19 protein-coding genes are annotated in these 22,139 nt (G+C 70.8%); 9 read left to right on the top strand and 10 right to left on the bottom strand.

Annotated elements, in window-relative coordinates; translation table 11 throughout:
• Window positions 1-73: 73 nt before the first annotated feature.
• Window positions 74-1,372, bottom strand: coding sequence for an AlbA family DNA-binding domain-containing protein (locus tag ACGFI1_RS17965; RefSeq protein WP_392786404.1), 1,299 nt, complete (start codon window positions 1,370-1,372; stop codon window positions 74-76).
• A gap of 365 nt (window positions 1,373-1,737) precedes the next feature.
• Complete coding sequence (locus ACGFI1_RS17960; RefSeq protein WP_392786959.1) at window positions 1,738-2,385, bottom strand: ArsR/SmtB family transcription factor; 648 nt, start codon at window positions 2,383-2,385, stop codon at window positions 1,738-1,740.
• On the opposite strand from ACGFI1_RS17960, the gene ACGFI1_RS17955 reads away from it, so the two are divergent.
• The 5 genes from ACGFI1_RS17955 (at window position 2,281) to ACGFI1_RS17935 (ending at window position 5,818) form a co-directional block, all read left to right on the top strand.
• A complete protein-coding gene (locus ACGFI1_RS17955) occupies window positions 2,281-2,625 on the top strand; it encodes a hypothetical protein (protein WP_392786402.1) in 345 nt (114 codons plus the stop codon). The two genes, ACGFI1_RS17960 and ACGFI1_RS17955, sit on opposite strands and share 105 nt — an antisense overlap.
• 74 nt (window positions 2,626-2,699) lie before the next feature.
• On the top strand, window positions 2,700-3,176 hold the full coding sequence (locus ACGFI1_RS17950; RefSeq protein ID WP_392786400.1) for a hypothetical protein: 477 nt from the start codon (window positions 2,700-2,702) through the stop codon (window positions 3,174-3,176).
• A 315-nt stretch (window positions 3,177-3,491) separates the two neighbouring features.
• On the top strand, window positions 3,492-3,851 hold the full coding sequence (locus ACGFI1_RS17945) for a PadR family transcriptional regulator (protein ID WP_386870297.1): 360 nt from the start codon (window positions 3,492-3,494) through the stop codon (window positions 3,849-3,851).
• Window positions 3,851-5,344: an ATP-binding cassette domain-containing protein gene (locus ACGFI1_RS17940; protein ID WP_392786397.1), complete on the top strand. Its 1,494-nt coding sequence runs from the start codon at window positions 3,851-3,853 to the stop codon at window positions 5,342-5,344. Before ACGFI1_RS17945 ends, ACGFI1_RS17940 begins: the two co-directional genes overlap by 1 nt.
• A gap of 78 nt (window positions 5,345-5,422) precedes the next feature.
• Window positions 5,423-5,818 carry a hypothetical protein gene (locus ACGFI1_RS17935; protein ID WP_386870291.1) on the top strand — a complete coding sequence of 132 codons (396 nt, stop codon included), beginning with the start codon at window positions 5,423-5,425 and terminating at the stop codon, window positions 5,816-5,818.
• A 13-nt stretch (window positions 5,819-5,831) separates the two neighbouring features.
• Here ACGFI1_RS17935 and ACGFI1_RS17930 read toward each other — a convergent pair whose 3' ends face one another.
• Together ACGFI1_RS17930 and ACGFI1_RS17925 are read right to left on the bottom strand one after the other, a co-directional pair.
• On the bottom strand, window positions 5,832-7,160 hold the full coding sequence (locus ACGFI1_RS17930) for an HEXXH motif domain-containing protein (RefSeq protein ID WP_392786395.1): 1,329 nt from the start codon (window positions 7,158-7,160) through the stop codon (window positions 5,832-5,834).
• Window positions 7,129-8,427 (bottom strand): FxsB family cyclophane-forming radical SAM/SPASM peptide maturase, encoded by a 1,299-nt coding sequence (locus tag ACGFI1_RS17925; RefSeq protein ID WP_392786394.1) that lies wholly within the window; start codon window positions 8,425-8,427, stop codon window positions 7,129-7,131. The genes ACGFI1_RS17930 and ACGFI1_RS17925 overlap by 32 nt, the downstream gene beginning before the upstream one ends.
• 137 nt (window positions 8,428-8,564) lie before the next feature.
• Here ACGFI1_RS17925 and fxsA point away from each other — a divergent pair, with 137 nt between their 5' ends.
• Entirely contained in the window at window positions 8,565-8,753 is a 189-nt protein-coding gene (gene fxsA / locus ACGFI1_RS17920) for an FxSxx-COOH cyclophane-containing RiPP peptide (protein WP_386870285.1), read from the top strand.
• 33 nt (window positions 8,754-8,786) lie between these two features.
• Here fxsA and ACGFI1_RS17915 read toward each other — a convergent pair whose 3' ends face one another.
• Genes ACGFI1_RS17915 through ACGFI1_RS17905 form a run of 3 tightly spaced genes read right to left on the bottom strand, consistent with a single transcriptional unit; the run spans window position 8,787 to window position 11,899 of the window.
• Window positions 8,787-9,701 carry a TIR domain-containing protein gene (locus ACGFI1_RS17915; protein WP_386870283.1) on the bottom strand — a complete coding sequence of 305 codons (915 nt, stop codon included), beginning with the start codon at window positions 9,699-9,701 and terminating at the stop codon, window positions 8,787-8,789.
• A gap of 25 nt (window positions 9,702-9,726) precedes the next feature.
• On the bottom strand, window positions 9,727-10,860 hold the full coding sequence (locus tag ACGFI1_RS17910) for a hypothetical protein (protein WP_392786392.1): 1,134 nt from the start codon (window positions 10,858-10,860) through the stop codon (window positions 9,727-9,729).
• A gap of 10 nt (window positions 10,861-10,870) precedes the next feature.
• Complete coding sequence (locus ACGFI1_RS17905; protein ID WP_386870279.1) at window positions 10,871-11,899, bottom strand: TIR domain-containing protein; 1,029 nt, start codon at window positions 11,897-11,899, stop codon at window positions 10,871-10,873.
• Window positions 11,900-12,264: 365 nt separating this feature from the next.
• Here ACGFI1_RS17905 and fxsT point away from each other — a divergent pair, with 365 nt between their 5' ends.
• Complete coding sequence (gene fxsT, locus ACGFI1_RS17900) at window positions 12,265-16,200, top strand: FxSxx-COOH system tetratricopeptide repeat protein (protein WP_392786390.1); 3,936 nt, start codon at window positions 12,265-12,267, stop codon at window positions 16,198-16,200.
• A 43-nt stretch (window positions 16,201-16,243) separates the two neighbouring features.
• Window positions 16,244-17,239, top strand: coding sequence for a hypothetical protein (locus tag ACGFI1_RS17895; protein WP_386870275.1), 996 nt, complete (start codon window positions 16,244-16,246; stop codon window positions 17,237-17,239).
• Window positions 17,240-17,253: 14 nt separating this feature from the next.
• On the opposite strand, the gene ACGFI1_RS17890 is transcribed toward ACGFI1_RS17895, so the two are convergent.
• The 3 genes from ACGFI1_RS17890 to ACGFI1_RS17880 all read right to left on the bottom strand — a co-directional run bounded on the left by ACGFI1_RS17890 (window position 17,254) and on the right by ACGFI1_RS17880 (window position 20,896).
• Entirely contained in the window at window positions 17,254-18,129 is an 876-nt protein-coding gene (locus tag ACGFI1_RS17890; RefSeq protein ID WP_386870273.1) for a DUF4231 domain-containing protein, read from the bottom strand.
• A 53-nt stretch (window positions 18,130-18,182) separates the two neighbouring features.
• A complete protein-coding gene (locus ACGFI1_RS17885; protein WP_392786387.1) occupies window positions 18,183-19,289 on the bottom strand; it encodes a hypothetical protein in 1,107 nt (368 codons plus the stop codon).
• Between the two features lie 566 nt (window positions 19,290-19,855).
• Window positions 19,856-20,896, bottom strand: coding sequence for a helix-turn-helix transcriptional regulator (locus tag ACGFI1_RS17880; RefSeq protein ID WP_392786385.1), 1,041 nt, complete (start codon window positions 20,894-20,896; stop codon window positions 19,856-19,858).
• 62 nt (window positions 20,897-20,958) lie between these two features.
• Here ACGFI1_RS17880 and ACGFI1_RS17875 point away from each other — a divergent pair, with 62 nt between their 5' ends.
• A complete protein-coding gene (locus ACGFI1_RS17875; protein ID WP_392786383.1) occupies window positions 20,959-22,101 on the top strand; it encodes an epoxide hydrolase family protein in 1,143 nt (380 codons plus the stop codon).
• Window positions 22,102-22,139 lie beyond the last annotated feature (38 nt).

Here is a 22,139-nt window from a genome sequence, read left to right as displayed (position 1 = left end):
GTCGCCCGCTACTCCTCCCCACCCCTGCTCGCACCGCCTCCACTGTCTCGCAGCTCATCGATGAAGTCTCGACTCAGTTGGTCGCGCCTGGCGAAGGACGGCTCGCCCGGCGTTCCTCCATACCGAGCAGACCAGCGTCCAATGCCGTCTGGACCAACCAGGCGTCGACCTGCTCTTGTCGGCTGGCGGGATCGGTGAGATCGAGCCCAGGGTCCGCCAGCAGATGCGCACCGTGAGAGTTGCCTGCCTCTGGAATCGTGGCGAGTCCGCTGGTGTCCAGGATCTCTGGGATCGGACGCCGGGCGGCGACCAAATGCAGGACGCGTGGTTGAGGAACGGCCAGTGAGTTGATCTGCGCCAACTCAGCGAGTGCGCTGACAACTTGCTGGTCAACGAGCGCGGCGACCAACGCGTCCATCAGTCCCCCGAGATCATCGACGTTCATCTGCCAGTCAGGCTCGGAGCAGTTCTGCTGGGTGCCGTTGGCGGGAACCCAGCGGGCCTCCTCCATCCTGAGCCAGCTGGCTATGCGGATGATGACGTCCAGATGCACCAGCAGGTGGGTGGCCGTCTGGCCATAGCCGCCTGGGACCTCAGCCGACAACAGCGCTTCGACGGGAACTGGGTTGTCTGAGGACCAGCCCACTGGGAGTCCTTGCCACTGGAGCCTGACGATGCGGGATCGGTTGTGTCCGCGGCGGTGGAACCGGCGAATGCTACAGCCGGCACCACCTGAGATCAGGTCGGTGAGTTGGCCGACCAGATCCGAACGGTTCAGCGCGTCAGCCAACTGGTTGACATCTTGCTCGCGCAAGGGGCGCCAGGCGGCCTGGGGATCGATGGCGATGTTGAGGCCGGAGCGGACGATGAGATCCACGTGCTCGTCCGCGTTACCGAATCCATCACGTAGTAGATCCGGAGCGCGGATGGCCCACGGGTCGGACTGCACTCGCGCATCGGTCTCGGCGAATAACGCGGCGAGCTGCTGCCAGCTGGCTGGATGAGTGGTGTTGTGGTGGCGCAGGGGCGCAGCCCCTTCGATGAGCAGCGGTCGCGGTCCGACGCCAGGGACCACGCGAATGACTAGGACGTACTTACCCGAGCCGTCGTCCATCGGGACCGGGACAATATCGGGTACCCACGGGGGCTCAATGGCGCTGTAGCAGTGCTCGGACACACGTTCGAGCGTCTTCTCCTTAACACCGATGATCTTGCGGTCATCGGTGACACCGACCAAGACCAGACCACCATAGGTGTTAGCCAACGCGGCCACGGCCTTGGCGATGCTGGTGCTCATGTCGGCCTTGTACTCCAGGGTCGGGCTCTCAGGGCCGACCATCGCCACCAGCCGACGAATCTGGTCGATCGTCACTTGGGAAGGGGCGCTGTGCAGGAGAGTCTGAGCCAAGGACACGAGATTCATCATCGTGGATGGTCGACCGGTTCCGCTCATAGTTTTCGGGCACGCGCGTAGGCATCGTTCCGCCCGCCGACGTGAACTCCCATGAACGTCCACACAGATCACTGGTTCGCTTGAGACGAGGCGAGTCGGTGAGCCATGTGTGGTCGGGTGCGTGCCGCCACCGGCACGCACCCGCCGCGATCATCTGGTCGTGAACCGGGACGGGATCGTTAGTTGGCAGCGGTGGGTGGCGGGGTTGTGGGTGCAGCCATGCGCGCGGTTTCCCGTAGGGGGTACACCGTAGACAGGCGTGCGATCGTCGCCGTCGACGATGCTCAGCGCAGTAGGGCGGCCAGTAGGTCGGGGCCTAGCGCTGTCAGTTCGGGCAGGTTGAGGGTGTAGCGGACGTAACGTCCCTGCCGCTGGGCTGTGAGAAGGCCCGCGTGGCGCAGGACGGCGAGGTGGCGGGACACCTCTGGGGGCGTGAGTTCCCAGGCTTGGGCCAGTTCGCCGGTGGTGTGGGGGCCGCGGGCCAGGGTGCGCAGCAGCCGCAGCCGTACCGGATGCGCTAGGGCGTCCAGACGTCGCGTGACCGTTTCCAGTGATATCGGCTCCGGTGGGCTCGCCTCGGCCACGGGGTACTGCACCACCGGTCGCCATCCGGGCGCGTGGACCGCGACCAGGTGCGGGCGGCCGAAGACGCTGGGGAGGAAGGTGACCCCGGTGTCGTGGGCGGTGGTCGCGTTGTCCTGCAGCTTGTCCACGATGATGCGGTCGCCGTCCGGTGCCAGGGTCACGGCGCTGGAGACCGATGCGAGCGCCGCCCCGATGCCCTGGCGCTTCAACAGGTCGTTCTTCAGGCGCAGGTCGGTGGCCAGTTGCACGGCGACGCTCGTCCAGGCGGCGTCGAAGAAGGCTTCGGCGCACTGTTCGAGGGTGTGGCGCGTCCGCGCCCGCACGGCGGCGGCCGGGTCCGCGAGCAGCCGCTCCGCGAAAGCCTCTTGGAGCGCGCCGCGGGCCTGGGCCCGGTCCAGGGGGCGGGGGCAAGCACCGCCAGGCTCGCCATCACCCTGGACGGGAAGGTATTGGCCCTGCCCTATCTCACCCGCCCCATCACCGACAGCAAGATCACTATCAATGGTCCTCCCACCCTGTTCACCAGGGCCTACACGTGGTCAGCGCCGGCGGTGCCGATGTCGCCGTCGGGCCGGCCGGGGCCGTGATCGTCGCGGAGGCCGGGGGCGATCCGGAAGCCAGCGGGGTACGAAATCGCGACACGTTCGCACTCGTGGGCCCTATGCCAGGTGAGGTGGCCGCCCGGTTCCCGGCCGGCTGGCCCAGCGAACCATGGCTGCGATCCGGGCCCGAGTCGCAGCCGATCCACCTGTTCGTCCGAGTCCGGGAGGGCGCCCTTTATCTCGGGACGGTCGAACAGTCGCAGAGCGGTTGGGGCACTGATCCCTACACACTCGAGGACTGCGTGCTCCATCTCGACCCGCCTTTGGACGTCGACGTACTGGACCGGGTGCGTCCACCGAGCCCCACTCCCGACGTCTTGCCGAGCCTGGAGTGGCTTGACCACCTCGACCGTGACCGCGCGCTGCGGACGTTCATCGAGAGTTGGTACCCGGTGCCCGCCGAAGAGTCGGCACCCGCCACGGCGGCCGAGGTGCCACCGGCACTGGCGGAGTTCTACCGGCTCGCCCACGGACGCCCGCACATTCTGGGCAGGCAGAACTTCGAGCACCCCGGCAGCCAGAGCACGAGCGGCTGAGCGGCTTTCTGGTCTAGTTCTCGCTGCACGAAACCGTAACGAGCGCCCCCACAACGCCATGACCGCCCCGAACCCGCGGCCGGTCGCCCATCGGCTGACCGACACGATGCGTCGAGTACCGCTCAGGACGTGGCTGTGGTCCCAGCACGAGACCTCCTTCTAGGTGGCGCCCGGTCTGATCGCCCGCGTCAGTCATCAAGGCGACGGCCATCGCGGCATATGGGTCGGTGCCGCGCACCGCCGCAACGCGCGGCGATGTTCGCTTGGCCAGTTGGTAGTTAGACTAGGGACTGGTAGTCAGTTAGGCTACTTAGCATGCCACGGAACATTCCGCAGCAGTGGCTCCACGGATTTCTGGACGTGTGCCTGCTGTGCCTGCTCGCTGATCGTCGGGACTACGGGAGGGGGCTGGTGGAGCGGCTCGCCGACGTGGGCTTCGACGAGGTTCCCGGAGGAACCCTGTATCCGGCTCTCCTGCGGCTGGAGAAGCAGGGGCTCGTGCGGACGGAGAAGGAGGTCTCGCCAGCCGGTCCTCCGCGGAAGTACTACGAGCTCACCGACCTCGGCCGGGCCGCTATGCACGAGCGGCGCAGTGCGTGGATGCAGTTCCGCACTGCGATGAGCGCCGTAGTCGAAACCCCAACCGGGACGCACGCGCCGTCAGGGAGCATGTGATGAACGACGCCTGGGGAGCGCTGCTTTACCGGCACCTGAAAGACGCCGGGATCGAGGAAGCCGAGGCCGGCGAGCTGACCAACGACGCACTGGCCGAGGCGGCGGCCGCCGGGGTCGAGCCCGATTCGATGTACGGGCCGGCACTGTCCTATGCGGGCGCTCTGGCCCGGACCGTGCGGCAGGCCACGAGGCACGCGGCGCCACCGCCACGTCGGCGGGGCGCGGTCGTTCTCCGTCTGAGGAACGTGACCAAGCGCTATCGACGCAGGCAGGTCCTGCGCGGAGTGGATCTGGATCTGCACGCGGGAGAGGTCGCCGCGGTCGTCGGAGCCAACGGCTCGGGCAAATCAACGCTGCTCAACATATGCGCGGGGCTGACTCGCGCCTCGTCCGGGACGGTGCAGCGCACTGAGCGGATCGGGTACGCACCCCAGCACGACGGGGTGGCACCCCTGCTGACCCCGTCAGAGCACTTCAGACTCTTCGGTGCCGCCTACCGGATGAACCCCAAGGAAGCCGTCTCCGTCGGTTCCCATCTGGCCGCCCAACTCGGATGGTCTCCTCGGAAGAACGTGATCGCCTCTCTCCTCTCCGGTGGGACGCAGCAGAAACTCAACGTGGTACCAGGACTCCTACGTCGATTTCTGGGACCAGGTCTTCCGGTGGCGCGACGGAGGCGCCGGCGTGCTGGTCGTCACGCACATGCTCCACGACCTCGACCGTGTCGACCATGTTCTGGAACTGCAACCGATAGGCGAGAACTGATGCTCCTGACCGTTGCCTCCATCAGCCTGCAAGAGATGATCCGCCGCCGCGTGGCCCTGCTGTTCGTCTTCCTGCTGCCGCTGGTGTTCTACCTGGTGCGCATCGACGTGCACTGGCAGGCGATCCGCTTCTTGTCCATCGGTGTGGGCTGGGCGGTCGCGACGCTGGCCCTGTTCAGCCATGTCGGAGCGCGCCGCCTCGACCAGCGCCTCAGCGTGATCGGAGCATCGCCGACCGCCTTGTTCTTCGGCAGGCAGTTGGCGCTCGCGGCAGTCGGAGTCCTCGTGGCCGGGGTCTACTTCGGGCTGGTCGCCGTAACCCAGGACGATCTACCGCGGCTCGCCGGAGTGGCCCTGCTGCTGGTGACGACCATGCTGATCGGCGCGCCGCTGGGCGCCCTCGTCGGCCTCGCCATCTCCCGGGAACTCGAAGGCGCCCTCGCGCTGCTCTCCATCATGGCCCTGCAGCTTCTAGTCGATCCCGCGGGGGCGACGGCCAAGCTCCTGCCGCTGTGGTCGACCCGAGAGCTGACGGCGTACGCGATCGAGGAGCACGGGTCCGGCAGCCTGAGCAGCGGGACGAGCCATTTCGCCCTGATGATGACGGTGTGCGTGCTCATCGCCTGGGCCGCCAGCGTCCTCCGGCTCAGGGCCATCCGCGTCAGCCCGGTACGCGTGCAGGAATCACCCCACGCCGCCTCCTGGGCATCTAAATCTCAAAGGAGATAGTCTCAGCCGAGATTTTCTTGTACATTACCTATGGGCGGCTTGCAGTGCACGATCACCGATCGCTGTAGTGGAGGAGACATGCCTGCTCACGGCTCCGCGCGCGTCGGCACGGACCAGGCCGCTCAAGTGCCCGCGACCGTCAACTGGGCGCTGGCCTGCATCGGGGTACTGCTCGTCGGGCACGTGTTCGCCTGGCTGTACCCGCCGCAGGGACTGACGGACGTCTTCCATCTCGTCTGGGGCGTGGCGTACGCCTGGCTGGCGCTGCTCCTGCGGCGGCCGCGCCGCTGGGCCAGGGCCTGGCTGACGGGCCTGCTGGCGGTCCAGTTCACCGGCAGGTTCGTGGTCTTCGCGCTCAGCGACGAGGTTCTGCTCCGCACGCTCGTCGTCATCGGCTGGCTGGTGACGCTGGCGGTCTTCATCCTGCTGTGGTCGCCCGCCTCCAACCGGTACTTCGCGTCCGCTCGGGACTGATCCGGCGGGACGGTCATCCAGGGTTGCGTGGGGCCGCGAGGTGGTGGCCGTGGCGGCGGAGCCAGCGGGCGCGGTGGCGGGCGGCCCGGCGGCGGGCCAGCCGCATCGCCGGAGCGGGCACCGGTTCGCGGCCCCACAGCCGCAGGGTCTCCAGCATGCCGCCGACGAAGCCGGCGCCGGCCGGTGACAGGCCGCGGCCGTCGAGAAGGCTCTCGGACGCCAGCAGCGCCGCCGTGCGCCAGCGTTCGAACTCGGTGTGCGCGTGCATGTCGTACGGCGACCAGCGGCGCTCCCCACGCCAGAAACCCGCCACGCCGAGGTGGGCGTAGGCGCCCTGGAGCAGGCCGTAGACCGGGCGGGGGTCGTCCCGCCACGGCGCGTAGTACCGGCGGTCATGGCCGGGACGGACCATCGGGACCGCCTCGATGAGCGCCGCGAGCTTGGCGTGCTGGACCTCGTGGGCCAGGATCAGGGCCAGCTCGCGGGCCTCGCCGGTGGTGGAGAACGCGAGGCTGCCGTGCGCCTCGCGGGAACTGGCGCTGACCTGCCCGGTGCCGGGGCCGGTGAGCGGCGTCACCGCGCGGATGCCCGCGCCGATCTCCGCGGCGGTCGGACCGTGGCGGTGCACCAGGATCCGCCAGGCCGCAGCGAGGTCGTCCTTCCAGCGCGCGAGTTCGGCCCCCGCGAGCCGGCCGCGCACCGGCATGCCGGGGAGGCGGTACGGGTCGAGGTCGTCGACCAGCACGTCGAGGGTCAGGCCGGCGGAGGCCACCCTGAGGCGGCGCAGCCCGAGCCAGCCGGGCGCGTCCGACTCCGGATCGGCGGGGATCGCGACCCGGGTACCGGACGCCTCGACGACCCCTTGGCCGGACGCCACCCGTACCGTCGCATGCGAGACGGGGCCGAGCAGGGCCATGCCCAAGGACGGCAGCATCAGCCGCCCGTCCGGCGCCGGGACGCTCACGGTGGCGCGGGCGCCGGCCCGGACCGCCGCCGCGGCGGCGAGCGCGCCCAGCCGCTCCAGGCCGCCGTACGAGCAGTGGAGCCGCGCGTCCCGGATCGCGCGACCGGCCCACGCGCCGACCGCGGGGTGACAGATCACCTGCCGCACCGCCTCCGGGTGGGCTGCCTGCAGGTCGGCGAGCATCCCGTAGGCCGCCACGACCCGCCCAGCCGTCCGGGGGTCGCCGGACGCGCGCGCCGTCTCCGCCACGCCGCGCACCAGCAGCAGGTGCCGGCTGGCCTGGATCTCGCCGAGCATGCGCATCGCGGCGACGCCGCCACCGCCCGCGGCCATCTCCCGGAGGAGGTCAGCCGGCGGCCGGTGGTAGCGGATCTCCATCGCGCGCCTCTCGTCTCGCGGCCATGAGGGAAAGGTCGGAGGCAACCCTGGCACGGATGTGCATGATGAGCCGGAGAAGGTCAGAGCAATACACCGAAGGGTTGAGGAACCCGTTCCCGTCCCGGTAGCGGTGCGCGTAATGCCCGCCCCCGCACACCATTTTCACCGGGCAGGACGAGCAGGCCGGGCACAACGCGCGCAGACCGATCTGGCGGGCCGCGACGAACGGCGAGAGCAGCACCTCGTCGAACGAGTCGGTGAACACGTGCCGCCCCGTTTCGGGCGCGCCGGGGAATGCGGATTTGAGGCTGTCGGACTGCTCGATCGCCCCATCGGTCTCGATCACGACCACGCCGACCGGGGACAGCCCGATCGCCTCGGTGGTGGACGCCCCGCCCAGCAGCAGCTGGAGGATCTCCTCGAAGAGCCGCACGCCCGTCTCCCGCCGCGGCGCCGCGTACCAGCGGTCGAACACCGCGGCCAGCCAGTCGCCGTACGGAGTCTCGCCGCGGTCGCCCCGTCCGGGGGGCGGCTCCGACCAGTTCGCGTGCGGCAGCAGCAGGTCGATGGCGGGCGGACCGTGGCGCAGCAGGGCCTCGTAGGTCTCCACCGGCTCGTTGCGCGGGTCGATCGTGCACAGCAGCCCGGCGAACAGGTGGCGGTAGCGGCCGGAGGAGAGCCGGCCGAGCGCCGCCTCGACCTCGGCGTGGCTGCCCCGCCCGTCGGCGTGGCGGCGGTGCCGGTCGTGGGCGGCCGCGGTGCCGTCCAGGCTGACCCCGACCCGGACGTCCAGCTCGTCGAACAGTGCCAGTTCGCGGGTGCCGAGCCGGACGGCGTTGGTCTGCACGACGGCGCGCACCCGCTCGCGGCCGTCCGGGCCGGGGCCGGCGGCCCGGCGCACCGCGTCGCGGGTCGCGCGGACCGCGTCGCCGAGCAGGCCGGTCCCGGCCAGCAGCGGCTCGCCGCCGTGCAGGACGAGCGTGACGGAGTCGAGGTCGTGCACCCGGACGTGGTCGGCGATGCGCACGGCGGCCTGGCCGAGGACCTCGCGGGGCATGGCGCGCGGGCGGCCCCGCCAGCTCTGGTCGCGGAGCTCGTAGACGTAGCAGTGGTCGCACGCGAGGTCGCAGCGGCTGGCGATCTTCAGGACGAACTGGCGGAACGGGGTCGGCCGCCAGCCGCCGTCCAGCAGCGCGCGAACGTCCAGCACGGCCGGCCAGGCGTCGCCGAACGACGGGTGCGGCGATGCCCGAGAAGGGATTTTCATTGTCATCCGGATCCGTATCCCGGCACGGCGGCGGCCGCTTCGCCTCCCGTTCCGGGCGAAAACGGACCGCCCCTTACCCGATAGTCCGTCGCGGCGAGCCCCCACCACAAAATAACATCTAATTCGGAGGTGCACCCATGCCCGATCACGGAGGCGACTCGCCCGATCTTCTGCTCGATGTCAGCGCCATACCCCTGCACGCCCTGGATGATCTCGGAGATTCCGTGCTGGCGCGCGCCCTGGACCGCTTCTTTGTGTCACTTGACACAAACTCATTCGATGCGGTCGCCGCTTTCGAGTCCGCGTTCGAGGGCGATATGCAATGACGCGTAAATGCGCCGCGCCCGGCCGCGGCCGGGTCAGGGGTAGCGGATGGCCTTGATCTGCCGGATGAGCTCGCCGGCGCGCGGCAGCGCGGGGTCGTTCCCGGGCGCCTGGACCTGGAGGGCGCCCGAGAGGGCGTCGAGCATCGACGCGTCCTCGTGCCGGAGAGCGCGCTGGACCAGGTCGACGAGCCGGTCTCTCGTGCTGCTGCCGCGGATGTCGAGGATGCCCACATCGTCCTCGATCAGCCGGATCAGCTCTCCGATCTCCCCGGACCGGATGGGGTCCACCATGTACAGGGCGTTCACGAGGCGTCCCTTGAGCTGCATCGGCACGCGCCCGGGGGACGCGATCGGGGGCGGCGGCGGTGAGGCCGGTGCCGAGGCGTCGCCAAACGCGGGGGGCACCGCGCGGGCCTCGGCCTCGCCGAGCGGCGGCAGCGCGAGCGCGTCGGCCTCGACGATCCATCGCGCGATCTTGCCCACCGCGGTGCGGTACCGGTCCCCGCCCGCTCGCTTGAGGTCGATCAGCAGGTCGTCGCCGAGGCTGCGGTGGGTGCTGTGGAGCCTGGCCACCGCGGCGGGCGGCTTCGTCGCCCCGGACCAGCGCAGCGGCATCAGGCAGCGGGCGCGCGCCGTTCCGGGCGGCGCGTTCAGCCGCTCGATCCGCGCGGCGAAGATGCCCCATTCGCGGCCGCACCAGCGGCTCCTGCCGTAGTCGGCGGACAGCAGCGCGATCATGGACCGCGCGGTGCGGGCCCGCTCGATGAGGACCCGCTCCCAGTCGTCGCCCGGATACAGCCCCTCGCGGTCGAGGAAGCCGGCGTCCTTGCGGTCGCGGCCGAGCAGCAGCCGAACCTCCACGTCCAGATCGTCGAAGAACCCGGCGACGAGATCCTGGTCCACGTGGCGCGCGTAGCTGACGAAGAAGGCATAGGGCGTCTCGGACATGAGGCTCTCCAGAGGTCGCGAACGATCAGGGATAGCGGACGCGCTTGATCTGGTCGATGAGCTCGGCGACCCGGGACACCCCGGGCTCGTTCTCGGACACGACGTAGCAGAGGGCACCGACCATCGCTTCGAGCATCCGCGCGTCTTCGTGCCGGAGAGCGCGGTTGGTCATATTGACCAGTGTCGCCCGTATCGCCGGGCGCCGGACGTCTAATGGTCCGAATTCCTCTTCGATCGCCGCGACCCATGGGGAGAGTTGGTCGGCCAGAGGCTTGACCTCCTGCAGCGCGTTGACGAGCTGGGTCTTGTGCGCCATCTCCACCTTGGGAGGCGACGGCCGCTCGGACACGCGCGGATGCTCGATCACAAGCGCAGGCTCGCCCGAGAACGGCTGCTCCCCCGAGAACGGCTGCTCGTCCGGGAAGCGCGGCTCGTCCATGGTGGGAGGACGCGGAGGGGGCACGGCCGCGCCGAGGGCGGGCAAGCGGCGGCCCAGCCTCATCAGGGCGAGGCAGGTGTCCACGTCGAGATCCGGTTTGCCCAGCAGCAGGTCGCCCAGTTCGCTGAGCAGCGCGGGCCGGTGGCCCACCGCCTCGGCGAGCCGTGCCGCCCGCGCCGGGTCCAGCTCGGGCGCCTTCCGCATCAGCAGGACGATGGACTCCGCGGGGGTCAACGGGCCCAGCGGAAACGTCCGGACGCCGGTCGCGCCCCGGTCGCGGGGCCCATGGGCGCCATGCGAGGTCAGCAGGACGTGCGCCGGTCCGTCGGGCAGGCGGCCGTCCAGGTCCGCGGCGGACCGCACGCCGTCGTACACGCTCAGCCGCCACCGCTCCGTCCCGCCGGCGTCCTTCGCCTGCTCCCGGAAGGCGTCCTCCTGCGCGTCGAGGCCGTCCTCGGCGCGGCAGTCGAACCACCAGATCACGTTGTAGCGCTGGCCGAAGCGGTGGCAGTACTCCAAAGCGAACGCGGACTTGCCGGACCGCTCAAGCTTGTCGCCGTCGACGACCAGGACCCGCTCCGCGGCCAGCAGTTCACCGACCTGCTCCAGCTCGTCGTCGCGGCCCGTGAAATGGGGGTCGCGCGGGCCGCGGCGGCAGACCGGCGGAGGCGTGCCGGGGAGGCGCAGCGGTTCGGGCAGGCTCGGGGAGTAGAGGGTCATGGGGCCGCGGTCAGGCAGGGCGTCTTCGGACCGCGTCGAGGAACGTCCTGATCACCGCGTCGCTGAGGCCGTGCATGCGGATGGCGCGCTTGCTGAGGCCGCCGGGCAGGGGGCCGCTGTCGACCTGGACGGGGATCACGGGAACGCCGCTTCCCGGCGGCGCGGTCAGGGCCTCCTCCCAGCCGAGGGCGTCCTCGCGCACCAGCGCCTCCATGTGCGGGGCGACAAAGTTCTGGGAGAGCACGGCGACGACGCGCTCGCCGCTGCCGCGGGCGCGGTCGACGGAGTCTCGCAGGGGCTCGCTGCGGCCGGCGTTCCAGCGGACGAGTTCGACGTCGTAGTCATAGGTGCGCAGCAGGTTGCCGAGGTACTCGGCCCAGGGCAGATCGGCCCCGACGTAGCTGATCGACACGGTGCGCGGCGGGTCGTCGGCCTCTGCGCGCGCCGCCACCGGCTCGGTGGTGCGCTCCGCGGAGCGGACGCCGAACGCGGGCACGGTGGCCTCGGCCGCCGCCGGGTCGAGCGGTGCGAGGCCGGCGCTCTCGGCCTCGAAGATCCGTGCCGCGATCGCGCGCACCACGGCATAGTAGCCGTCCTCCCCCTCCAGCCGATGGGTGCGCATGAGCTCCAGCACTCCGGAGCGGGTGGCGGGCGCGATGGCCGCGGCGGTCCAGGCCTCCGGCATCGGACGCATGATCGTCGGCAGGTCGGCGGCGGGGTCGAGCGGCCGCCACCGGACGGGTATGAGGCACAGGTCGCGCGCCGGCCGGCGGGTGGCGAGCCGCTCCTCGAAGATCGCCCATTCGCGGCCGCAGTGCGCATCACGGAGGTAGTCGGCGGAGATCAGCGCGACCATCGCCGCGGACTCGGCCGCGCCGTAGACGCCCGCGCCGCCGGCCTCGGCCAGCCATCCCTCGGCGAACAGGCCGCGCCGGACGCGTACCTCGCGTTCGAGGTCGGTGTGGAAGCGGCCGACCCACGCCCTGTCCGCACCCCGGGCGTAGCTGGTGAAGAAGTAGGTCTTCACGTCACCTCGCATGCGCAGAACACCTCTGCCCGGGGCGAGCCCCGCGCGGAGTCCGGGACGGAGGTCGGGGACGGCCGTTGACTTTTCGTTCTCATCGTAAGGGATGAGACGCCGATGACCGCCCCGAAGTGCGGAGCGGACCATTGACAGGTCATAAAAGTCTGGCCATCACCGCACATCAGCGATCTAAACCGGCCCAATTCGGCCTGATGCGGTCATGTTTCACCGCATTTGGGACAGCCCTAAACTGGGATCACGTGATCGTTTGAATGGATGTCACGCCAAGAGGTGAGGCAGGGGCTCGGAGTGGATATACCATGGGCTATCCGTAGCATTTCTCGGCAGTTGTACACTTGTGTCCCAGAGTGGGGGCTAGGGTGACTCCACGGCACGAAGAGGCGCCCGCCGCGGCATCCACCGGAAAGATCATCGCATTCCACGGCGCCCAGCCGGGAATCGGCTGCTCCATGGCGCTGGCGAACACGGCGTGGATTCTGGCCGACCACGGCCACAATGTGCTCGTCGCCGACTGGGCCATCGGCGCGCAGCGGCCTTCTGTCGATCAATATCTCGCCGGATTCTTCCCCAGCGAGGAGATCGCCGATGAGCAGCCGGGGATCTTCGATGTGGTGCGCGACTACTGGGACATCGCCCAGCGCGACCCCGCTCCCGATTCGGGTCTCGACGCGCTGTGGGAGCGGCACGGGCGGATCGGCGGGCACATCCTGACCCTCGGCTGGCCCCGGGCCGGGCTCGATTTCGACCTCGCGGGAAAGCTCGCCTACCTCGGCCCCGGCCGGCGTTCCGACGACGGGTACTGGGCCGAAACGGAGAGCTTCGACTGGAAGCTGTTCGTCGAGAGCCGGCCCGGCCGCCACTTCCTGGCATCGCTGCGCACCGAACTCACGGAGAGCGGGTACGACTACATCCTGCTCGACAACCTCTCGGGGCGGCCCACCGTCGCCCAGCACGGCGTCACCCACCTCGCCGACGTCCTGGTGGCCTGCTTCAAACTCGGCTACGCCCAGGAGATCACATTGGCCGCCGAGCTGACGCGGACGCTGCGCCGGCTCACCGAGCGTCGCGCCGAAGGCCCCGTCCGAGTGCTGCCGGTGCCGATGTGGGACGACCGGAACACCGTCGAGGACATGAAGCCCTTCGCCCGCAGCCGGTTCGGCCCGCTGCTCCAGATGCCGGACGAGGGCGAGCGGGCGCGGTACTGGGCCAATGTCACCGTCCCGGAGTCGCCCTACTTCCGGCGGCACCCGATCATCGCGGCCATCGCCGAGGACACCGTCCAGCCGGGGACGGCGCTCAAGGCCTACGAGGCACTCGCCCAGGCCATCACCGGGGACCCGGCGACCAAGGCGAAGCCGCGCCCGGAACCGGTTCGGAGGGCGCTGAAGCGTTCTCTGACCGCCCAGCCCGCGGCGCCCGTGCACGACGTGGCGATCCTGTCCTGCGTGGCGGACGGCCCGTGGAACGACTGGATGACGTGGGTCCTGCGGAGTGCGGGTCTGCGGGTCAGGCCGTACGGCACACCGGGCACGCCCGTCGAGACCACCATCGTGCTGCTCTCGCCGGACCTCGCGGAGGCGCCTGAGTTCGACGAGGCATGGCCGCTGATCGCGGACCTGAAGGCGGGCTCCCGCGCACGCGACGACAAGCGGCTGATCGGCGTCCGGGTCCGGGAGGGCACGCTCCACGAGCACCTGGACTTCGCCGTCGACGTCGACCTGGTGCCCTACGGGACCGACGCCGATGCCGCGCGGCGGAAGCTGCTCACCACCTTCACCTGGTTGGAACAGCTCGAGCCCCGCGACGTCGACGCGCCGGACGCGCCGCGCTTCCCGAAACGCCCCCCGCGGGTCCGGGAGGTCAGCGCGCCCGCGAAGAACTTCGTCGGACGGGACGGTCTCCTGCGCGACCTCCGCGACGCGCTCGTGCGCGACCGCGGCACCGGGCGCCCCACGGTGCTCACGGGCCCGACGGCGATCGGGAAGAGCAGCGTCGCCGCGATGTACGCGTGGCTGTTCGCCCACGACTACGACGTGATCTGGTGGATTCCCGCCGAGGACGCCCACCAGGTGCGGACCAAGCTGGCGGAGCTGCTGCCGCGGCTGCGCGAGGGCGCCTCCACCGACGCCCACGACGCCGTCGACCAGGTCCGGCGGGCACTGGCGGCCGGCGACGACCCGGGCCGGTGGCTGCTGATCTACGACGGCGCCGACGACCCGCGCGGGCTGGCCGAGCTGATGCCGACCGGTGGGCCGGGCAACGTGCTGGTGACGTCCCGGCACGAGGGCTGGGCCGCGGCCGGGCACACCGTATTGCCCGTCGGCCGTTTCGAGCGCGCCGAGAGCATCCGGCTCTTCCTGGCCCGCATCGGGGACCCGGCCATCACCAGGGCGATGGCCGACCAGGTGGCCGAGCGCCTGCACGACCAGCCGCTCTCCATCGACCAGGCGGCAGGGTGGGTCGCCATGGCCTGGTCGGCGGCGCAGAGCCAGGAAGGCCCGCCCGCGGACCGCACGCCCAGTGCGCTCGTCGACGAACTCCTCGACATGCTCGGCGACAGGGGCGAGATCACCGTTCCGGCCGACAAGGAGCGGCCCGCGGAGCTCTCCCTGGACCGCCTCGCCGGCGAGCGGGTGGCGGCGCTCTGGCTGCTGCGCATCTGCGTGTACCTGTCCCCGGACGGTGTCGCCATGGAGCTGGTCCGCTCCGCCGGGATGCGCGAGCAGGTGGGGAGGCACGACCCGGACGTGGGTCTCGACGTCACCATCGACGAGGTCGTCCAGACGCTCAAGCGCTACTCGCTGATCCAGGTCGACCAGCAGCTCGGCCGGCTGTGCGTGCACCCGCACACGCTGCGGATCGTCCGCGGCCGGATGACGGCGGAGGAGCAGCTCACGGCCCGCACCTCGGCGCAGGCCGTGCTGGCGGCGGCCGTGCCCGGCGACGAGGCGTCCGGCGCCCTCCGGGAACGGCGCCACCGGGAGCTGCAGCGGCATGTGGCGGCCTGCGAGATCGGCGACACGGTGAAGGCCGCCGACCCGGTGCGCGCGTGGGCCGTCCGGCAGGTCAGGCACCTGTACCTGACCAACGACTGGCAGGTGGCCGTCGACCTGGCCGACCAGTTGCGGGCCCACTGGACCGGCGACTTCGGGGAGGGCGACCGCTACCGGCTGGAGCTGCTCGTGGAGCTCGCCAACGCGCTGCGCGAGCTGGGCGAGTACGCCAAGGCCGCCCGCTGGGACGAGGAGGCCGGGCGGCTGCGCGAGGAGCACCTGCCGGCCAACCATCTGCTCGGCCTGAAGATCCGGCGGGCCGCCGGCGCGGACCTGCGCACCCAGGGGCGGTTCGGCGAGGCGGCACGGCTGGACGAGCGGACGCTGGAGGAGTTCCGCCGGCGGCTCGGCGAGGAGCACCCGGACACGCTGCGCGAGGCCAACAACCTCGCCGTCTCGTTCAGGCTGACCGGCGCGATCGAGGCGGCCATGGAGCAGGACCGCTCCGTCTACGAGACACGGCGCCGGGTGCTGGGCGAGCAGGCACCGGAGACCTGGCACACGCTCGTGATGCTCAGCATCGACTACCGGGAGCTCGGCGACTACGCCAACGCCGTGAGCCATCTCGAGCAGGTGCTGGGCATGCTGCGCTCCAGCGGGAGGAACAACACTCCCGCCGCCCTGCGGGCGGAGCAGGCCCTGGCCGTCACCCAGCGGTACGCCGGCCAGGCGGAAGAGGCGCTCGAGTCCATCACCGGCACCTGGCACCGCAGCCGCCAGTTCTACGGTCCCCACCACCCGGCCACGCTCTCCTGCGCCGTCAGCGTCGCGGCGACCCAGGCGGCTTCCGGCAGGAGCGTGGAAGCGCTTGAACGCGGGCGGCTCAATCTGCGGCTCTACCGGGAGGGCTTCGGGGAGTCGCATCCGTTCACCCGCGCATGCCAGGCCAACCTCGCCGTGTACGCGCGCCGCAACGGCCGGCTTGCCGAGGCCCTGCCCAACGCGGAGAAGGCGTGGCGGGCCCTGCACGACGACGCGAGCGTGGGGCCGGAGCACCCGTTCACGCTCGCCGCGGAGATCGGGTACGCCAACGCACTGGCGGCCGTGGGGAGGGCCGAGGCCGCATGCGAGCACGAGCGCCACGTCTACGACAGCTACAGCAATCGGCTGGGGGAACGACACCCGCTCAGCCAGATCGCCTACACCAACTTGCAGGTCACCGAGGACCTGAAGGCTGGGGCCGATACCAGCCTGGACAGCGGTCTGCGCAGGGACATCGACATTGAGATTCCGTCGACGTGAGAAGCGTGGGAAGAGGGCGCGGCGACTGGGAACGGGGTATGTGATGACGACAGAGGTCCCCGAGAACGGCAACGGGCCGAGGCTGAAGAAGACCGAAGGGCAGCCGAACCGGTCGGCGACCGGCCTGGAGAAGCTCAAGGACCTGGCCTGGCAGGCGCTGAGAAGCCGCACGGTGCAGTACGTCGCGTACTACATCCAGGGCAACCAGCAGTTCTGGCAGGACACCTTCGACTCCGACGACGAGCCCGGCATCGACTCCCTGGATGACGCCAAGCGCAAGCGGGAGTCGCTGCACACGAGCGGCCAGCAACTGCACTACGTCGTGGCGCGCCTCGACAAGGCGTTCGTGCCGGTCCGGAGCGGCCGCCTGATCCGATGCGTGTTCGACGTCGGGGACGGGGCGCTCTTCTACCATTCGCCCTTCGCCGGAGAGTACCTGGTGGGCGCGGCTCTGGCGGAGACACCGGCGGACGAGGCCGACGCCGCCATGGGGCATCTCTGCGACCTGGTGCGGCTCGCCCGCGGCTACGGCGGCCACCTGAACCCGGGCGGTGCGGCCACCGAGTACGACGTCGAGGTCGAGGAGGCCGATCTGGCCGACGACGAGCCGTACATCGACGAGTTCGGGCTCGACGGGGCCCACCCGGAGCTCGGCGGCCACTTCCGCGCCGCACTCAGCCCCGAGGCGCTGCACTTCGTGATGTACCTGGAGGGAGCCGAGCCGGTCCGGTCGGCGGACCTGCTCCGGCATCCGAAGCTGGCGGCGCTCACCGTCCACACCGACCACGACGAGCGCAGGAAGCACTACGAGCGCATCGGCAAGCTGACCTACATCACCGGCAACCGGATGGACCGCATGCTCCTCCCGCTGCTCGGCGGGACGCTGCGGCGCGTGGTCCTCGACGTCGAGGCGGGCGCGCTGTACTACCGGCGGCTGGGAGCGGACGACGCCCTGATCGGCGTGACCCTCGACCAGGCCAAGGTCGCCGTGGCGGAGGCGGCGATGAACACGCTTGCGCAGGCGATCACCGCCCGCTGAGACCCGGCTGCGGGTCAGGGCAGGGCAGGGGCGTCGTTACCGGAGACCTTGGCCATCCACGCTTCGTTCTGAGCGGATATGACGAGCTCGCACTCGGCGAGAAAGGCATCGTCGGCGGTGGACGGGGCGTTCCGTTCGCGCCGGGCCAGCAGCCGGGTCAGTTGTTCGGCGGTCCGGGTGTACTCCAGTTCCCGGTACTCGTACTTGGCGGCGGCCGCGTGCGTGCCGACCGCGGCGGCCAGCATGGCGAACACGGCGACCCAGGCGGCGATCTCCCCCACCTGGAAGGCTCCCGCGACCGCGCCGGCGACGGCGCCGGCGGCGCCCAGCGCGGACTCGATCCGGCGGACGATCCGGACGTTGCGGCCCATGCGCAGCGCCTTGGGCCGGTAGTAGCCGTCCAGCTGTCCCTGGATGCGCTCGGTGATGTAGGAGCCGATGCCGGAGACCGCGGGAGGCGTCCGGGTGACCGGCTGGATGCCGGCGAGGCGGGGAAGCAGGTCGGTGCCATCGGCCTCGATGCGTTCGGCCTCGTCCAGCAGCGGTCCGGGGCCGGGCGCGCCCCGATACCTGCCCGCCCCCGCCAGGTGGACGTACACCTCCGATTTCAGTGCCTCGGAGATCGAGCGGAGGCGCGTCCAGTCGCGGACGGCGTCCGGTCCCGCGGACCTCGCGGTGAGCGGGACCAGCGCGGCGGCGACGGCGGCGCCGAAGGCGAGGATCTCGCCGAGCGGCCCGAAGGCCATCGTCTGGGCCGCCGCGGCACCCATCACGGCGGCGGCCGCGCCGAGCACCAGGCTCGCCAGCCGGGTCCGGCCGATCAGCCGGTTGAGCCGGTCGGCGCCCTGCGACCAGACGCTCTGCCGGTCCCAGACTCGTTGGACCGCCACGGGTCCGGTCTCCTCACCCTGCACCTGGTCGCCTCCCTGCGGCGGCTGGGACGTCATCGGTCGGCACGGGGCCCGGAGGAGCGGACGGGCTGCTCGTCGCCGGGCCGGGGTGGAGCCGGCGGCACCCGCGTCCCCCTCACCTCCACGGCGCCGGCGCGGTTCGTCCGGCGGGACGGAACAGACCGGACGAGCCGGCCCCGGACGGCCGCCCAGGAGCCGGCGCGGTCGTAGCCGGCGTTGGCGAGGGCGTGCAGCGCGTTGATGACGACGATCGCGGGCGCGACGGTCGCCACCACGCCGGGGAACAGCGGGGTGAGCAGGAGTGCGAGGACGACCGCCGTGATGCCGTTCTGCTGTGCGATCGCCAGTTGGGCGCGGTCATCGGCGTCCTGCCCGCGCGTCAGGGGAAGGCTGACGAGCGAGTGCGCCGCGAACGCGGTCAAACCGAGCACGATCCCGGCGGCGAACAGCACCCGCACCGACAGCAGGAAGCCGACCCCGAGCACGGCCAGCAGCAGGGCGGCCTGGGTCAGCTGCCCGAGCCGGCGTTCGAACGCCTCGGGCGCCCTGGCCAGGACCGGCCGGACGTACAGGCCGACGAGCGCCACACCGAGCATCCAGAACTGGGAGACCGCCACGACGGCGGCGGCCAGCAGCAGCCCGCAGCCCACCGCGAAGCCGGCGACCGTGCCCGGACGCCACTTCCGCAGCGCCCACCACGCCCCGCAGACCACCGCCGCGAAGGCCGCGTTGGCGGCCACTCCGATCAGGAAGCCGCCCAGGCCGCCGCTCTGGAGCGCGGTCAGCTCGCCGGTGCGGTCGAGGTCGTAGGCCGTCGCCGACAGCGTCGCGGCGTAGACGGTCAGCAGCGTGGTCACCGGATCGTCGAACGACGCCCACGCCAGCAGCAGCGTCCTGCCGCGCGGGGACAGCCGCGAGGAGTGCTGCAGCGCGGCGACCGAGAGCGGGTCGATCTGCGCGACCGCCACGCCGAGCACCAGTGCCTCGGGCCCAGGGAACAGCGCCACCATGACCAGCGTGATGATCGTCGCCTTGACCAGCACTCCCACGGTGACCGCGAGCACCACGACGCGCAGGTCCGCGCGCATCCGCGCGTACTCGATCCCGTGGGTGCTGCTGTAGAGCCCGATGGCGAGCAATGCCGAGATGGCGAGGAAATACGGATGGCCGTTGACCAGATTTTCGACCCGTCCGGCCCCGGCGGCACGGCCGACCGAGACACCCAGTGCGATAATGGCGACTGCAATGACAAATCGCCTGGCCGCCGGGCCGCGGACCATTCTTGGCGTTGTCATTTTGGACGACCCCTGTTCATACCCGTGGCCGCCCCCTCACGGGCCGCGTCGGCACCCACGATCTGCGTTACCACCGAGCCATTCGATGATAATCGGCGAGCCCGTCGGTTACCACCATCCGCCGGAAGATGTAACCGCGCGGTATGTGATCTTGATGGGCGGACTGTTGATCAGTTGAATGGCTCAATCGGAGCCGGAAATGGGGACTGCCGCAGGACGTGTCCGGATGACCTGTGAGGCCCCGATCGTCCATGGTTGATCTGTCGTGCACCCGCGCAGAGTCGCTCCCAGTGGGCGGCGGAGCACACCGCGATGGCGTCGAAGGGCAGGAGCGCCTAGCCCAAGGGGGCCTCTTCAGGAGCTCATGAGAGCATCCCGCGCGTGGCGTCGACCCTGGCCGGCTTGGCTGGTCATGCCGCACCGCCTCCCGGGTCGGCCCCGGGAGCCTCGGACGCGCTCGCGCGAAGGTAGCGGTGGCCGAGGACCGTGACGTGTTCGCGCAGCTCGGGCGGGGAGACGATGTCGAAGTCGAGGCCGAGCATCCCGAGGTAGGCGGCGATGGTCTCCAGGCTGTCGGCACCGGTGGCCAGGACGCAGAGGTCCGCGGCGACGGATTCGACCAGGCCGACCGTCGCGTTGATGCGGGCGAGGACCTGTTCGGCCGGGGCATGGACGGTCACGCGGGCGTGGACCTTCCAGCCCGTCACCGCCACATTCCGCAGGACGAACGAAGTGTAGTCGCCGCCCGGCAGCGGGGTGGGGGTGAAGGTGGGTCCGCCGGGCGTGCGCAGGGTCATCAGGTCGGCCCGGAAGGCCGCCCAGGCGTCCGACGCCGGGTCCCGGGCGACGAGGTACCAGCGGCGGCGCCAGCTCACGAGGCGGTAGGGCTCGACCAGTTTGCCGCCCGGGGGCGCGGCGGTGGCGGAAGGGGGCTCGTCCCCGGCGGGCTCGGCTGCGGAGGCGTAGTCGAAGCGGAGCTGGACGCCGTCGCGAATGGCGGAGGCGATCGCGGCGAGGAGCGCGCCATCGGTCTCCGGATCCGCCGCGTCGGTGTCGAGGTTCTCCGGTGCACGGGACGTGGCCTCGTGCACGGCCAGGACCTTGCGCCGCAGCCGGTGCGGAAGCACCTGCTCCAATTTCGCCAGGGCGCGGGCGCTGCTCTCGGAGATGCCGCCGACGCCGGCGGCCGCGCGCAGCCCGATCGCGACGGCGACGGCCTCCTCGTCGTCGAGCAGCAGCGGCGGCAGCCGGGTCCCCGCGCCGAGCCGGTAGGAGCCCGCCGCTCCCCGGGTGGCCTCGACCGGGTAGCCGAGGTCGCGCAGCCGCTCGATGTCGGTGCGTATCGTGCGGGACGTCACGCCGAGGCGCTCGGCGAGTTGCCCGCCCGTCCAGTCACGCTGGGACTGGAACAGGGCGAGCAGCGCCAGCAGGCGCGCGGACGTCGGCAACATCTCTCCAGTATCCCGGCACATATAGGAAGTGACTCTTCCTATATGGCTCTTACCGTGAGGGCATGACGAACAAGCAGGGCTCCACCGAGATCCGTCCCTTCACCGTCTCGATCGAGCAGGCCGAGATCGACGACCTCCGCGCGCGGCTCTCCCGCGCCCGCCTGCCCCGGCCCGCGGCGGCCGACGACTGGACGCTCGGCACCCCGAACGGCTACCTGCGCGAGACCGTCGCGTACTGGCGCAGCTCGTTCGACTGGCGCGCGGCCGAGGTGAGGATGAACGCATTCCCGAACTACCTCACCGAGATCGACGGCCAGACCGTCCACTTCGTGCAGGTGCCGTCGGCGGAGGCGGACGCGACGCCGCTGCTCCTGCTGCACACCTACCCGGGGTCGTTCTGCGACTACCTCGACATGATCGGCCCGCTCACCGACCCCGTCGCCCACGGCGGCCGGGCCGAGGACGCGTTCTCGGTGGTCGTCCCGTCGATCCCCGGCTTCGGCTTCAGCACGCCGCTGGAGGGCGGCGGCTGGACGCAGGCGAAGGTCGCCCGGACGCTCGACACCCTGATGCGCCGGCTCGGCTACGACTCCTACGGCGCGCACGGCAGCGACATGGGCGCGATGGTCTGCCGCGAGCTGGGCCTTCTGAGCCCGCCCGGGTTCCTCGGGATGCACGTCCTGCAGCTGTTCTCCTTCCCGTCCGGCGACCCCGCCGAGTTCGAGGGGTTCGGCCCGAAGGAGTACGCGGCACTGGAGCACATGCAGTGGTTCCAGTCGGTCGGCGGCTACAACGCGATGAACGCCGCCCGTCCGCAGACGATCGGCGCGGCGGTGGCGGACTCGCCCGTGGGGCAACTCGCCTACAGCGAACTGCTCAACTCCTTCGGCAACGGCACCAGCCTGGTGACGATCGACCAGATCCTGACCCAGGTGTCCCTCTACTGGTTCACCAACACGCAGGCCACCGCGAGCCGGTACTACTACGAGCAGGCCCGCGCGGAGGCCGAGCCCACGGTGAACACGGCCCCGACGGGCGTCGCGGTGTTCGCCGACGACTTCCAGACGATCAGGTCCCTCGCCGCGAGGGACAACACCAACATCGTGCACTGGAGCGAGTTCCCCGAGGGGGGCCACTTCGCCGCGATGGAGGCCCCCGGCGACGTCACCGCCGACATCCGCGCCTTCTTCGCCGGACTGCGCTGACCGGTCAGGTGCCCGTCCAGATCCTGGCGGCCGGGGAT

It is taken from the genome of Actinomadura geliboluensis, assembly GCF_043197915.1.
In the GTDB taxonomy this organism is placed as follows: domain Bacteria; phylum Actinomycetota; class Actinomycetes; order Streptosporangiales; family Streptosporangiaceae; genus Spirillospora; species Spirillospora geliboluensis.
The sequence above is the reverse complement of the archived record's forward strand: the minus strand, read 5'-3'. Positions and strand labels throughout refer to the sequence as shown.